The organism is Pseudomonas putida (assembly GCF_001941965.1).
Taxonomy (GTDB): domain Bacteria; phylum Pseudomonadota; class Gammaproteobacteria; order Pseudomonadales; family Pseudomonadaceae; genus Aquipseudomonas; species Aquipseudomonas putida_L.
The window spans coordinates 17,869-31,871 of sequence record NZ_MKZO01000021.1; the positions used below are offsets into that span (position 1 = coordinate 17,869).

Sequence of the window (14,003 nt, forward strand, 5' to 3'; positions counted from 1 at the left end):
TGTACATGAAACTTGTACAAGCCAAACACTTGTAGAACTTTTCCGCGATATCAGGCTCGGACCAAACAGACCTGATGCCTGGAAAAGTCCGATGACCGTTACGACCCTCCGCGTTGCTGCGATAGGCCCCGGCCACCTCACCCTTCCGACCTCCACCACCTGTTTCACCACCGTTGAAGACCTGCTGGAGCAGCCCGCTTTCGACGTGCTGATCCTCACCGGCAGCCCCGAGCAGAACGCCGAATCCGCCCAGAAACTGCGCCGCCATCCGGCCTACACCCTGAGCCTGATCTACTGCCTCGGCGACCACCCTCTGACCGAGGCCCTGTGCGACGGCCTACCTCCCGCCGACCCGGCACCAGCCTTTCACCAATGGCGCGAACGCCTCGCCCTGTTCAACCGCGGCCGCGCCCCGGAAGGCCCTGAGGCGCAGTTGATCGCCTGGCTCTGGCTGCGCGCCCCCGGCCAGCTCAAGGCCCTGCGCAAACCCGATTCCCCGGCGCTCTACCACTACCCGCTGATCGACGCCCTCGGCGATGACCAGCTCAACGGCCACGCCCTGGTACAAAGCCTGGTCCAGCGCAATCTGCTGGACAGCGTCAGCCTGGTGGACCGCATCCGCCTGTGCCGCCGCTGCGGCAGCGGGCATTTGAACTACGTGGATGTGTGCGTCGAATGCACGTCGCTGGATATCGTCCGCGAGCCGTCCCTGCACTGCTTCACCTGCGGCCATGTCGGCGCCCAGGCCGAGTACCTGAAGGACGGCGTGCTGGTGTGCCCCAACTGCCTGACCCGCCTGCGCCATATCGGCACCGACTACGACCGGCCGCTGGAAAACTACCGCTGCCAATCCTGCTCGGCCTTCTTCGTCGATGGCGATATCCAGGCGCGATGCCTGGATTGCGGCGAGCACCATGCGCCGGACGAGTTGCTGGTGCGCCAGGTGCATGACCATCGCTTGTCAGAGACCGGCCTGATCAGCGCTCGCCAGGGCCTGGAGCGGGATTTCGATCAGTACTTCGGCGGCCTGTCCCTGGTCGGGGTGAACGCCTTCAAGACCCTGCTCGACTGGCAGCTTGAACTGATCGCCCGCCACGGCTCGCCAACCTTCGCCCTGCTCGGCATCCGCTTCAAGAACCTTGGCGGCGCCCTCGCCCGCCTCGGCCCGCAACGCGGCCACGCCCTGCTCGATACCTTGATCGAACGCATCCAGGTGGCCATCCGTGATACCGACCGCTGCACCCGCACCAGCGAGGAACAGCTGTGGCTGCTGCTGATGTGCACCGACCGCGTCGGCCTGGAGCGGGTGACCGAGCGCCTGAACCAGATCAGCGAGCTGTTCGTCGGCCAGGACCTGCAGGACATCGTGCTGACCACCAGCGGCTGCGTGGCCCCGGCCGACCTGGCCGAGAAGGAAGACGCCGAGCTGCTGATGGCGCGTCTGGCGGGGGCGCTCTGATGGATGCCCTGCTCGCTCACCTCGATGCCTGGCTGGCCGAGATCCAGGGGCCCGACGGGCACTGGCGGCTGTTCCTGATGGTGTTTCCGTATTTCCTGCTGCTGGAGGTGCCGCTGAACCTGCTGGTGCTGCTCGGCACCCTGCGCTGGTTCGTGCGCGAACACAGCGCCGTGCCGCGCAACGAGGCCTGGTACCCGCGGGTGTCGTGCATCATCACCTGCTACAGCGAGGGCAAGGATGTCGAGCTGACCCTGCGCAGCCTCGCCGAACAGACGTACCCGGGGATGATCGAGATCATTCCCATCGTCGACGGCGCCGGCGTCAACCGCGAGACCACCGAGGTGGTGCGACGCTTCAAGGCCGAGCACAAGCTGCCGGGCAACCGGGTGCTGCGGCCGATTGCCAAGTGGCAGCGCGGCGGGCGGGTGTCGTCGCTCAACAGCGGGCTGGCCTTCAGCAGCGGCGAGATCCTGATCAATGTCGATGGCGATACCTCCTTCGACAACGACATGGTCCTGCGCATGGTCCGCCATTTCAGCGACCCCAAGGTGCCCGCCGTGGCCGGCAGCCTGCGGGTGCGCAATGCGCGGCAGTCGTGGATCGCGCGGATCCAGGCGCTGGAGTACCTGCTGTCGATCCAGATGTGCAAGATCGGCCTGGCCGAGTGGAACCTGGTGAACAACGTGTCCGGAGCCTTCGGCGCTTTCCGCCGCGAGTTCCTCGAGCAGATCGGCGGCTGGGACACCCACACCGCCGAAGACCTCGACCTGACCCTGCGCATCAAGAGCTACTTCCGCCGCTACGGCCTGCGCATTCCCTTCGAGCCCCGGGCCATCGGGCACACCGATGCGCCGGCGACCCTGCGCAGCTTCCTCGACCAGCGCCTGCGCTGGGACGGCGACCTGTTCTTCGTCTACCTGCGCAAGCACCGGCATGCCTTCACCCCGCGCCTGCTGGGCTGGCCGAACTTCCTGATGCTGATGGTCAGCGGGTTGTTCTTCCAGCTGGTGCTGCCCTTCATCATCGTCGGCTACAGCCTGGTGGCGCTGTTCATCCTGCCGCCGACGGCGTTCCTGTTCTATTCGCTGCTGATCTACACCCTGTACCTGGCCATGAGCGGCCTGCTGTACCTGGGGCTGATGCTGATGGTCAGCGAACGACCGCGGGAAGACCTGGCGCTGATCTGGGTACTGCCCTTCTACCCCCTGGCGATGTACGCCCTGCGCTGCTGGAGCGTGGTCGCCATTCTCAATGAAACCCTGCGGCGCGGGCACGAGGAATCGAGCATGGCGCCCTGGTGGGTACTCAAGCGGGCCAACCGTTTCTAAGGCATTCCCTACTGATGATGAAAACAGCACTGCGGCTGCTGCCGCTGGCCTTCTGCGCGCCGCTTTTGGCCCAGGCGGCTCCCTTGCCCCTGGACCAGGCCCTGCGCCAGGCCGGCGACGGCCGTGGCGTCGGCGCCAGCAATGCCGAACTGGAGGCGCGTTATGCGGCCAGGGAACAGCGTGAAAGCGAGAGCGGCTGGGAGGTCTATGGCAATGCCAATGTCGGCCATTACCGTGAGCTGGTCACCGACGATATCCGCGACGATTACTACGGCCGCAATGCCGCCATCGGCGTGCGCTATCCATTGCTTGGCAGCCTGGCCCGGCGCATGGAGGCCGTAAGGGCCAGCGAGCGCGATGTGCGGGTCGGCGAGATCGAGCAGGGCTACCAGCGCGCGCGCCAGCGCCTGGCGATCCGCAGCACTTACGCCGACTGGTGGCGGGCGACCCAGGAAAAGCAACTGTGCCAGGACGTGCAGGCCGCCTCGCGTGATGCCGAGGAACAGTTGCGCACCCGCCTGAAAGGCCAGTGGATCCTGCCGTCCGATGCCGAGCTGATGCGCAGTGAATGGATTTCCGTCACCCGCCGCTGCGACATGCAGGGCGATCTGCTCGCGGATATCCGCGCCAGCCTGCGCAGCCTCGGTGTGCCGGTGGACGAGTCATCGACCCCGGTCGCCATCCCCCTCGCCGGCCAGCCCCGCCCGCTGGAAGCCTGGCGCACGCAACTGGAAAGCAACCCGCGCATGGCCCGCCGCGATGCCGAGCTGAGCCTGGCCGAGCAGAACCGCCATCGCCCCTGGTACAGCGCCATCGACTCGTATTTCAACGTGACCCAGACCGTCGAGCAGCGCAGCGGTGCCGGCGAGAACGGTAGCGGCCTGAGCGCCGGAGTGACCTTCAGCGCGCCACTCGACCTGCTCGACTACGGCACCGCCCGCAGTCGCGAAGGCGAGGCCCGCTACCAGGCGGCGGTGCAAGCGAAGGAACAGGAGCACGGCGTGCTGCTGCGCGAGCTGGGCAAGGTGCTGGAGCAGCAGCGGCGCAACGCCAATGAATACGTGTGGCGCAGTGAGCGACGCACTGCCGTGGACCGCATCGTCGCCGAACGCCGCCAGCGCACCGGCCTGGACTCCGGCGAAGCCAGCCTGCGCCTGCTGCAGGCCGAGGTGGACCACTACAACGCCGGCTTCGCGCAGATTTCCGCCTGGCATGCGGCCTGGTTGCAGGACGCGGCGCTGCGTCTGTTCGGTGATGACAGTGCAGATTTCGAGGCGTTGCTGGGCGATCACTGGTTGCGCTGGCAGCCGGTCGACGAGGAACAGCCACCGGCCGCATCCAGCGACTGGCGCCAGGGTGTTTACCTCTGGCACAGCGAGATACTGCTCGATCCACGGACCCGCGACGGTGAGTTGCGCGCGCTGAAACAGGCTGGCATGCAGGTGCTGAATCTTGGCCTCGACGCCGTGCAGGTGGCCGCCATGGAACGCACCCGGCCCGCCCTCGACCAGCTACTGCGCAGCGCCCATGCCCAGGGCTTCAAGGTCAACCTGCTGCTGGGCGATCCGGCCTGGATCAAGCCCCGGGAGCGCGCGCAACTGGTGGCGCTGATCCGTCAACTGAGCGCCCTGCCCTTCGACGGCCTGCACCTGGACCTGGAAGTCGAGCAACTGGGCTGGCCGGTGCCGGACCAGCGCCTGAAGGACTGGCTCGCCACCCTGCGCGAGGCCAAGGCGGCAAGCCCGTGGCCGCTGAACCTGTCCAGCCATCCGCGCTGGTTCCTCGAAGAGGCCCGGCGCAACCCCTGCGTGCCCTGCGAGTTGCAGCAGCTGGGCGTAGGTGAAATCAGCCTGATGATCTACACCCGCAACCCGACCTCCAGCGCCAACCGGGCGACGGAGATCGCGAAGAAATGGCCGGGCCTGCACCTGCGTCTGGCGCAGAGCGTGGAAACCGATCAACCGAAGGACCTCAGCTGGGCCGACGCGGGCCAGCAGAAACTGCAGGAGCAGACCACCCACTGGAAAAACGCGCTGCTGCCCGCCGGCATCAGCGGCATCGACTGGCAGTCCTGGAGCGAGTACCCGAGAAGCCGATGAAGATCAAATTCAGCAGTGCCAAGGAACAACACCCCACCGAAGACAGCGGCATGCAGGTGCTCTACGCACCGGGCAAGCGCCTGGCGTTCAGGCTGCGCTGGTACCTGATCCTGTTCCTGATCTGCCTGCCGGTGCTCTGGCTTGCCGGGCGCTACGGGCTGGCGTTGTTGCGCATCGAGGCGCCAGCCCTGGTGCGTTTGCCGACCCTGGAGGTGCGCGCCATGCAGCCTGGCGAGATCCGCGCGTTGCGGGTCCAGGCCGGGGATCATGTGCAGGCCGGCACACCTTTGGCCGACCTGGACAACCCGGAATGGCGCCTGCGCCTGAGCCTGTTGCAGGCCGGCTCGGCGCCGGCTGCCAGTGCCTCGGTGAACGAGCAGAACCGCGCGGTGCTGCGCAGCCTGGTGCAACGGGCCTCGACACATGTTGGCGAAGTGCGCCGGCTGGTGCAGCAGGGTGCCGCGACCCGTGGCGAGCTGCTGGAAGCACAGAATGCCCTGGACAGTCGCGAGTCGGAGTTGCTGGCCTTCGAGCGCAGCCTGAGTGGTGGTGCGACGCAGGACTACGCCCGGCAGCAGGAGCGCGAGGGGCAATGGCTGAAGGAGCAACTGGCGCGGATGGACGTGCATGCCAGCGAGGCCGGACGGGTTGCCGAGGTGATTGCCGCGCCGGGTGAGAATGTCGGTCCGGGGACCTTGCTGATGCGCCTGGAGCGCGAGGGGCCGGCGCAATTGTGGGTGTACCTGGACCCGAAGGATGTCGAGCACTCGACGCCGGGGTCGGCGCTGGATGTGCTGCTGCCCAATGGTGAATGGGTCGGCGCGCAGGTGATCAGCCCGGCGGAAAGCGCCAACCCGCTGCCCAGTGACCTGCGCAAACCGTTCAGCAGCCCGACCCGGGGGTTGATGGTGCCGGCAAGGTTCAATGAGCCGCTGGCCAGTGAATGGAGGATCGATTCGCTGCCGGTACGGGTGAGGTTTGCCAATCAGCATTTCCGGGTGTTTGGTTGGGCGATCTGAAAATGATGGGTTGACTGGTCGGGCCTCATCGCTGGCAAGCCAGCTCCCACAGGGTCCGAGTCGCTGCAGAACCCTGTGGGAGCTGGCTTGCCAGCGATGAGGCCGGTCCTGCCACCGAAAAAGTCAGTGCTGTGCACTGGCCTCCGAAAGCAACCAATCCCGAAACGCCTGCACCTTCCCCAACTCCCCACACTCCGGCCGATAGACCACGTAGTACGCCTGGGTCAACGGACAATCCAGCCCCTTGTCGGCGAACGGCCGGATCAACCGCCCTGCCGCCAGGTCATCCTTGACCATCACGCTGCGCGCCAGGGCCAAGCCCTGCCCGTCCATGGCCGCCTGAAGCACCGCCGCCGAGTTGTTGATGCGCAGGCCATGGTCGGTATCGATCCCGGTAAAGCCCGAAGCATCCATCCACATCCGCCAGGTCGGATAGTCCGGATCGCCCGCCATGGAAAGGTCATGAATCAGCGTGCAGCGGTCCAGCACCTTCTCCGGCAAACGTCCTTTCTTCAACAACGGATAATCCGGCGCACACACCGGGAACAAGGTCTCGGCCATCAGGTGCAGCGCCGTCAGCCCCGGCCATTTCCCGGCGCCATAACGCACACCGATATCGATCCGCTCGGCCTGGAAATCCACCGAGCGGGCATTGGTATCGAGCAGCACATCCAGTCGTGGATGCGCCTGCTGAAACCGCTCGATCCGCGGCAGCAACCATTTCGAGGCGAAGGCCGGACTGACGCTGACCGTCAGCCCCGTATGCACACCAGCATCCTTGAGCCGCGCCAGCCCCACCGTGAGCCGGTCGAACCCGGCCTGGATATCCGGCAAGGCCGAGCGAGCGATATCGGTCAGCATCAGCCGCGCCGTACCACTGCCAGCGCGGGTGAACAGCGGGATGCCGAGCCAGGCTTCGAGGCTGCGCACCTGCTGCCCGACTGCCGCCGGGGTGACGTTCAGTTCCGCCGCCGCTGCGGAAAAACTCTGGTGCCGCGCCGCCGCTTCGAAGGCGCGCAAGGCGTTGAGATAGGCCAGTGACATTGAAAAGGCTTCCCCATGGACAGGCCGCTAGCTTACCTGCCTGATCACGACACCGCTGCATTGCCATCACGACAATATCGTTATGTAAATTGATATACAGCGTTGTCATCACGCCCCTCGCGAGGCTAGTATCCGCCCCGGTCCGCTTTTCTGCCGGACCCTGTCCGCTGGATGTCCAAATGGTTCGCTGTCTTCGGGGAGGAAGGCCCGAGCTGTTTTTGCGGGTATCGCTGTATAGAAAAATATATAACGAGTGCTGGATTCGTTCAGCCCCATAACCATGGAGCAGTCATGCAACCCTTCACCCCCCGTACCCTGGTGCTGGCCATCGCCGCCATCAGCGCCCAGTCCGCCCTCGCCGCCGAGGACAGCAAGCCCTTCACCCTCGGCGAAATCCAGATCGCCGCGCCGCAGGACGAAAAACTCGCCACTGGCAGCACCGTGGTCGAGCTGCAGGACATCCGCCTGCACGACCGGGAAACCGTCGACCGCGCCCTGGCCCTGGCCCCAGGCGTCAACCAGAGCTACATCGGCGGCCGCGCCGAACAGGTGGTCTACGTGCGCGGTTTCGATCGTTTGCAGGTGCCGGTATATATCGACGGCATCCCCACCTACGTCCCCTACGACGGCAATATCGACCTGGGCCGCTTCACCACCTACGACCTGTCGCGCATCGAGGTGGCCAAGGGCTTCGCCTCCTTGCTGTATGGCCCGAACACCCTGGGCGGGGCGATCAACCTGGTGACCCGGCGCCCGACCCAGGCCTTCGAGGGTGAAGTGGGCGGCGGCCTGGAAATGACCGACCACGGCAACGTCAACGCCTGGCGCAGCTACGCCAACGTCGGCTCCAACCAGGGCAACTGGTGGATGCAAGGCGGCGTGTCCTATGTCGACTACGACTACACGATGCTCCCGGACGACTTCAAGCCGACCAACAACCAGCAAGGCGAAGGCCGCCGCGAGAACAGCAACAAGCGCGATGGCAAGTTCAGCTTCAAGCTCGGCTTCACCCCCAACGAGACCGACGAATACGTGGTCGGCTACGTCCAGCAGGAAGGCAGCAAGGGCCAGCCGCCCTATGCCGGCGACCTGCCCGCCACCGGCCAGCGCAAGCGCTGGTGGGAATGGCCGACCTGGGACAAGACCAGCCTGTTCGTCGCCACCAACACCCGCTTCGGCGAGCATGGCCTGAAGACCCGGGTCTACCACGACACCTTCAAGAACTCCCTGGAAAGCTACGTCTACAACAACGGTATCCCCGGCGCGCTACAATCCGGCTTCCCGAGCAAGTATGACGACGAATCCACCGGCTTCTCCATCGAAGGCGACCTGGCCCTGACCGAGGGCAACCGCCTGGGCGTGGCCTACCACTTCAAGGAAGACGTGCACCGCTCCCGCGACGGTAGCGACCCGCAGACCCACTTCCGCGACCAGACCCAGTCCATCGCCCTGGAAGACACCCTGCGCCTGAACGAGATCTTCAGCATTGTCGGTGGCGTGTCCTACAACTACCGCAAGAGCCTGGACGCCGAGAACTACGGCACCAACCCCGGCTCGCCACGGGTCAAGACCCTGTACGACGAGCCCACCGGCAGCGACGACGCGGTCAACAGCCAGCTCGGCCTGTTCATGAACACAGGCCCCCTGCTGGATATCGACCACAACGGCCAGGTGCGCCTGACCGTCTCGCGCAAGAGCCGCTTCGCGACCATCAAGGACCGCTACTCGACCCGCTTCGGCACGGTGATCGCCAGCCCCGACCTGAAGTCTGAACGGGCCACCCACTACGAGCTGGGCTACAGCGGCGCGCTGACCTCGCAATGGAACCTGGATGCGGCGCTGTTCGTGGCCAATATCGAGGACTCGATCCAGCAGGTCACCGTCCCGGCACAGCTCAACTGCGCAGCGCCCTGCGGCCAGTACCAGAACATCGCCAAGGCACGTAACCAGGGCGTTGAACTGGGCCTGAAGGGTGACCTGGGCGACTGGGAACTGGGCGCCAGCTACACCTTCCTCGACCGCGAGAACCGCAGCAATCCCGAGCTGCACCCGATCGACACGCCGCGCCACAACCTGTTCGCCTCGGCCACCTGGAACCACGACGCCTGGCGCCTGACCGGCAGCGCCGAGGCTGCCTCCAGGCGCTACAACGTCTCCGACGGCTCGCAGATGTCTGGCGGCTACGCGGTGTACAACTTCAAGAGCGGCTACCGCTTCAGCAACGACGTGCTGGTCGAGGCCGGGGTGCGCAACCTGTTCGACCGTCTCTACGAGTACAGCGAGGGCTACCCAGAGATGGGCCGCAACTACTTCGTGCAGTTCAATGTTCCGCTGTAAGGCCTGGCTGCTCGCCCTGGCGCTGAGCCCGGCGAGCCTGCTCGCGGCCGAACCGGTGGTGGTCCTGACCAGCTACCCCGAAGAGATGATGAGCCGCTTCGAGGAAGCCTTCGAACAGGCCAACCCGGACTATCGCCTGCAGATCCTCTGGCGCCAGGGCTTCGATGCTCTGCCCTTCCTGCGCCAGGCGGACCAGGGTGGCGTCGATGTGTACTGGGCGCCGTCGCCGGGCAATTTCGCCCGGCTGGCCAAGGACGGAAGCTGGCAACCGCTGGGCGTGGACCTGCAGGGTCTGCCGCCACGGATCGGCGCTACGGCCCTGCGCGACCTGGACGCCCGCTACCAGGCCACGGAACTGGCCGGTTATGGCTTCGCCACCAATCCCAAGGCCCTCGCTGAACTGGGCATCGAAGCACCGAAGGACTGGACCGACCTGCTCGATCCGCGTCTGCGCAGGCGCATCGCCCTGCCCGATCCGGGCCGGGTCGGCTTCGCCCCGGTGCTGCTGGATATCGTCCTGCAGCACTACGGCTGGGAGCGCGGCTGGGCGCTGTGGAGCGAGATTGCCGGGCAGTCGCGGCTGGTCAGCCGCGGCGGCACCCTGGTCAGCGACGAGGTGGCCAACGGGCGCGCAGCGGTGGGCCTGTCCATCGACTTCTTCGTCGCCTCGGCGGTGAGCAACGGGCAACCGGTGGCGTTCGTCTATCCGGCCCATGGCGGGCTGAATCCGGCGCATATCGCGATCACCCGGAGCACGAAACAGGCGGACGGCGCACGCGCCTTCGTGCGTTTCGTGCTGTCCGATGCCGGGCAGAAGCTGCTGGCCGATGCGGATATCCGCAAGTTGCCGGTACGCCCCAGCGTCTATGCCGAACTCCCAGCGGGCTATCACGATCCGTTCGTGGCAGCGCAACAGGGTGCCTATAGCTACAAGGCAGCGTCCCGCGAGCGTCTGGCGCTGGTTACGTCGCTGTTCGTGCAATGGCTGGGGCAGCCCCATGAGCGCCTGACCGAACTGTGGCAACGGGTGCATGCCGGGGAAGCCATGGGCCGCGACCTGCAAGCGGTCCGTGCTTATCTGACGGTACCGCCGCTGAGTGCCGGGCAGGCTGCTTCGACGGATCTGCTGAAGCTGTTCGGCGCACGCCAGGACAGCGGCATGGAGCACCAGCCGGCCAGCGACCAGGACGCACTCGGCAAACTCGAAATCGCCTGGCAGTTCCAGGGCGCTACGCGTCTGGCCGAGGCGGCGCGGTTGCTCGACGAGATGGGGCTGTGAGGCGGCTCGGCGCCTTGCTGCTCGGCGCACTGGTGGTGTTTTCCGCCAGTGCCCGGGCCGACCGTGAAGCCTTCGCCCGGCCACTGCCAGGGCTCGACGACGACATGCAACTGGAGCGCTTCTTCAAGGGCCGCGGGCTGTTTCGCCAGGCCTGGGTGATCGCCCCGTCGCGGGACGAGGCGGTGGACGGGCTGGGGCCGCTGTACAACCGGATCACCTGTATCGCCTGCCACCCGAAGAACGGTCGGGGTCAGGCGCCTGCGGATGAAACGGCACCGATGCGGACCATGCTGGTGCGTCTGTCGCTGCCGGGGAAGGATGCCCATGGCGGGCCGCTGCCGCATCCGGCCTATGGCGATCAGCTCAATGAACTGGGGATTCCCGGGGTGCGTGGCGAAGGCCAGGCTCGGATTCGCTGGGAAGAACGGCCGGTGCGCTTTGCCAATGGCGAAACCCTGAGCCTGCGCCAACCGCATCTGCTGTTCAGTGAGCTGGGCTACGGGCCGCTTGGGGACATCCACACGTCAATGCGGGTGGGTAATCCGGTGTTCGGGCTGGGCTTGCTGGAACAGGTCAGCGCCGCGGAGTTGCAGCGCATGGCCGATGAGCCCAAGGCCGATGGCGTGCGCGGCAAGGTCAACCAGGTCTGGAGCGTCGAGCGCCAGCGCCTGGAGCCCGGGCGTTTCGGGCTCAAGGCCAACCAGCCGGACCTGCTGCAACAGATCGCCAGCGCCCTGCATGGAGACCTGGGGATCACCTCGCCGCTGTATCCCGAGGAAAACTGCGCGCCGCAGCAGCGGGACTGCCAGCAGGCCTTGAGTGGAGGGCTGCCGGAGGTGGATGCGATGCAGTTGAGCGAGCTGCATTTCTACCTGGTCAATCTGGCTCCGCCTGCGCGGCGGGACCGGGACAGGGTGCTGGAAGGAGAACGCCTGTTCGCCGAGGCTGGATGCGCGGTTTGCCACCGGCCGCAGCTCAAGGCCGGGGCGCAGGTGATCGAGCCGTATACCGATCTGTTGCTGCATGACATGGGCGACGGCCTGGCGGATGGGCGCGAGGATTTCCTGGCCACCGGCACGGAGTGGCGCACGCCGCCGTTATGGGGTGTGGGGCTGATCGAGCGGATCAATCCGGGGGCCGGGTATCTGCATGATGGGCGAGCAAGGAGCTTGAGCGAGGCGGTGTTGTGGCATGGCGGGGAAGCCGGGGTTGCGCGGGAGCGTTTTGCCGGGATGGACAAGGCAGACCGACAGGCGCTGCTGCTGTTCCTGCAATCCCTCTGAGAACCTCGCCCCTGAAAACTGCACAGAACCTGTGGGAGCTGGCTTGCCAGCGATTGCAATGGTGAATTCACTACAGCAATCGCTGGCAAGCCAGCTCCCACAGGTTATGTGCATGATCTATATTCGGCGGTTGCAGGCCAGCAACCACAACAGATAAACCCCACCCAACATCCCCGTGGTCAACCCGATCGGCATGTTCACCGCCCCGGCAAACCGCTGGCTCAGCAAATCCGCCGCCAGCAGCAACACCGCCCCCATCAAGGCCCCGGCCAGCAATGGCACCTGCCCCGCCCCGCTCAAGCGCCGCGCCAGTTGCGGTGCCGCCAGCGCGATAAAGGCAATTGGCCCGGCCGCCGCCGTGGCAATCGCGGTCAGCCCTACCGCCGCCAGCACCATCGTCAACCGCGTGCGCTCAACCGCTACACCCAGCTGGCTCGCCGCATCATCGCCCATCTCCAGCAGGTTCATCTGCCGCCCGTGATACAGCGCCAGCGGCCCAATCAACAGCAAGCCCAGCGCCGCCGGCAGCACATGGGCCCAGGTCCGGGTATTCAACGATCCCGCCAGCCACAGCTGTGCCGTCATCACCCGGTCGAGATCACCGACCACCAGCAACACCGTATTCAACCCGGACAGCATCGCCCCCACGCCAATCCCCACCAGCACCAGCCGGTAGCCACCGGTACTGCGCCCCTTCATCGCCAGCACGAACACCAGCGCCGCCGTGACCATCCCCGCCGCCACCGCTGCCAACGAGGTCCCCAGGGGCCCGGCATCGAACAGGATCAGCTGGACAATCGCCCCGCTGGCCGCGCCAGTCGTGAAGCCGATGATGTCCGGCGAACCCAGGGCATTGCGCGAGATCGACTGGAAGATCGCCCCGGCCATGCCCAACGACGCGCCCACCAGCAAGGCGGTGAGGACGCGAGGCAGGCGCACCCGGGTGATCACCCGTTGCGCGGTCAGGTTGTCCGGCGTGCCGACCAGGCTGTCGACGACCTGGGCCGGGCTCAGGTGCAGGCTGCCGATGCCCAGCAGCACGACGCCAAGCACCACGGCCAGTAACGCCAGCACCAGGCACAGCAATACCATCCGGGGCTGCCAGCGCAGGGACACTCCAGCAAAACGCAGGGTTCTGTTCATAGTCTGTTCAACCGGTATTTGCGCACCACGGCGATAAAGAACGGACCACCGAGCACGGCGGCGATGATCCCGGCAGCGATCTCGGTCGTGCCGCCGACCACCCGCCCCAGCACATCCGCCAGCAGCAACAGCACCGCCGCGAACAGCGCCGAGTACGGCAGCAGCCAGCGGTAATCCGGCCCCACCAGCAGGCGTGCCAGATGGGGCGCGACCAGTCCGACAAAAGCGATCGGCCCGGCACCCGCCGTCGCGGCGCCGGCCAGCAGCATCACCGCCAGACAGGCCAGCCACCAGGTGCCGCGCACGCTGGCGCCGAGGGCCTGGCCCAGATCGCGGCCGAGAGCGAGGACATTCAGGTTGCCGACAATTGCAAACGCCGCCAGCGAACCTGCCGGCACCGCCAGCAGCAGGACCCACACCGCGCTGAAATCCGCACGCTCGATGGAGCCCGAGGCCCAATGCCGGAACTGGTCGAACACTTCCGGCGGCGCATTGAGCACGATCACCCCGGTGACCGAGCCCAGCAGCACCGACAGGCCGGCCCCGGCCAGCACCAGCCTGACCGGGTTGGTGCTGACTTCATGGGCCTGCCCCAGCATGAACACCGCCGCGCCTGCCAGCCCGGCGCCGAGAAAGGCGAACCACACGTAGCTGGCCATGCTTGCCATGCCGAAGGTCGCGGCAGCACCGATGACTGCCAGCGCCGCGCCGGCGTTGATCCCCAGCAGGCCGGGTTCGGCCAGGGGATTGCGGGTCACCGCCTGCATGATCGCCCCGGCAAGGCCCAGGGCCAGCCCGGCGAGGATTGCCACCAGGGTGCGCGGGATGCGCATCTCGCGGACGATCAGGTGCAGGTCGTTATGCCGGTCGTAATGGCGCAGGGCGTCCAGCACTTCGGCCAGGGCCAGGGTGCGCGAGCCCAGGGTCAGGCTCAGCACCACCGCCAGTGCCAGCAAGCCCAACCCGGCAAGCAGCCCCCACGCGCGTTGGCGACGTCGTCTTGCCAGCACCA

At 66.4% G+C, this 14,003-nt stretch carries 10 protein-coding genes; 7 read left to right on the plus strand and 3 right to left on the minus strand.

Translation table 11 applies throughout. The features are described 5' to 3' along the window. The first annotated feature begins 91 nt into the window (after positions 1-91). Genes PSEMO_RS12655 through PSEMO_RS12670 form a run of 4 tightly spaced genes read left to right on the plus strand, consistent with a single transcriptional unit; the run spans position 92 to position 5,905 of the window. Positions 92-1,459 carry a TackOD1 domain-containing metal-binding protein gene (locus PSEMO_RS12655; protein ID WP_075803419.1) on the plus strand — a complete coding sequence of 456 codons (1,368 nt, stop codon included), beginning with the start codon at positions 92-94 and terminating at the stop codon, positions 1,457-1,459. Next, entirely contained in the window at positions 1,459-2,787 is a 1,329-nt protein-coding gene (locus tag PSEMO_RS12660) for a glycosyltransferase family 2 protein (protein ID WP_075803420.1), read from the plus strand. The genes PSEMO_RS12655 and PSEMO_RS12660 overlap by 1 nt, the downstream gene beginning before the upstream one ends. 14 nt (positions 2,788-2,801) lie before the next feature. Then, positions 2,802-4,886, plus strand: a complete 2,085-nt coding sequence (locus tag PSEMO_RS32525) for a hypothetical protein (protein ID WP_075803421.1) — start codon at positions 2,802-2,804, stop codon at positions 4,884-4,886. After that, complete coding sequence (locus PSEMO_RS12670; RefSeq protein WP_075803422.1) at positions 4,883-5,905, plus strand: HlyD family secretion protein; 1,023 nt, start codon at positions 4,883-4,885, stop codon at positions 5,903-5,905. Before PSEMO_RS32525 ends, PSEMO_RS12670 begins: the two co-directional genes overlap by 4 nt. A 123-nt stretch (positions 5,906-6,028) precedes the next feature. Here the strand turns inward: PSEMO_RS12670 and gcvA are convergent, their stop codons facing one another. Next, positions 6,029-6,949 (minus strand): transcriptional regulator GcvA, encoded by a 921-nt coding sequence (gene gcvA / locus PSEMO_RS12675; protein WP_075803423.1) that lies wholly within the window; start codon positions 6,947-6,949, stop codon positions 6,029-6,031. A gap of 291 nt (positions 6,950-7,240) precedes the next feature. Between gcvA and PSEMO_RS12680 the strand changes: the two genes are divergently transcribed. The 3 genes from PSEMO_RS12680 to PSEMO_RS12690 are packed head-to-tail and all read left to right on the plus strand — an operon-like array spanning position 7,241 to position 11,848. After that, positions 7,241-9,286, plus strand: coding sequence for a TonB-dependent receptor plug domain-containing protein (locus tag PSEMO_RS12680; protein WP_075803424.1), 2,046 nt, complete (start codon positions 7,241-7,243; stop codon positions 9,284-9,286). Continuing rightward, complete coding sequence (locus PSEMO_RS12685) at positions 9,273-10,565, plus strand: ABC transporter substrate-binding protein (protein WP_075803425.1); 1,293 nt, start codon at positions 9,273-9,275, stop codon at positions 10,563-10,565. Before PSEMO_RS12680 ends, PSEMO_RS12685 begins: the two co-directional genes overlap by 14 nt. Then, complete coding sequence (locus PSEMO_RS12690; protein ID WP_081430248.1) at positions 10,562-11,848, plus strand: di-heme oxidoreductase family protein; 1,287 nt, start codon at positions 10,562-10,564, stop codon at positions 11,846-11,848. Before PSEMO_RS12685 ends, PSEMO_RS12690 begins: the two co-directional genes overlap by 4 nt. Before the next feature lie 117 nt (positions 11,849-11,965). On the opposite strand, the gene PSEMO_RS12695 is transcribed toward PSEMO_RS12690, so the two are convergent. Together PSEMO_RS12695 and PSEMO_RS12700 are read right to left on the minus strand one after the other, a co-directional pair. Next, complete coding sequence (locus PSEMO_RS12695; protein WP_075803426.1) at positions 11,966-12,991, minus strand: FecCD family ABC transporter permease; 1,026 nt, start codon at positions 12,989-12,991, stop codon at positions 11,966-11,968. Then, positions 12,988-14,001, minus strand: a complete 1,014-nt coding sequence (locus tag PSEMO_RS12700; protein WP_256721114.1) for a FecCD family ABC transporter permease — start codon at positions 13,999-14,001, stop codon at positions 12,988-12,990. Before PSEMO_RS12700 ends, PSEMO_RS12695 begins: the two co-directional genes overlap by 4 nt. Between the last annotated feature and the right edge of the window lie 2 nt (positions 14,002-14,003).

What these genes read in the sequence shown, in the direction of transcription:
- PSEMO_RS32525 (WP_075803421.1), top strand. Translation starts at nt 2,802, where the DNA reads ATGATGAAAACAGCACTGCGGCTGCTGCCGCTGGCCTTCTGCGCGCCG.
- PSEMO_RS12655 (WP_075803419.1), top strand. Translation starts at nt 92, where the DNA reads ATGACCGTTACGACCCTCCGCGTTGCTGCGATAGGCCCCGGCCACCTC.
- PSEMO_RS12695 (WP_075803426.1), bottom strand. Translation starts at nt 12,991, where the DNA reads ATGAACAGAACCCTGCGTTTTGCTGGAGTGTCCCTGCGCTGGCAGCCC.
- PSEMO_RS12680 (WP_075803424.1), top strand. Translation starts at nt 7,241, where the DNA reads ATGCAACCCTTCACCCCCCGTACCCTGGTGCTGGCCATCGCCGCCATC.
- gcvA (WP_075803423.1), bottom strand. Translation starts at nt 6,949, where the DNA reads ATGTCACTGGCCTATCTCAACGCCTTGCGCGCCTTCGAAGCGGCGGCG.
- PSEMO_RS12660 (WP_075803420.1), top strand. Translation starts at nt 1,459, where the DNA reads ATGGATGCCCTGCTCGCTCACCTCGATGCCTGGCTGGCCGAGATCCAG.
- PSEMO_RS12670 (WP_075803422.1), top strand. Translation starts at nt 4,883, where the DNA reads ATGAAGATCAAATTCAGCAGTGCCAAGGAACAACACCCCACCGAAGAC.
- PSEMO_RS12685 (WP_075803425.1), top strand. Translation starts at nt 9,273, where the DNA reads ATGTTCCGCTGTAAGGCCTGGCTGCTCGCCCTGGCGCTGAGCCCGGCG.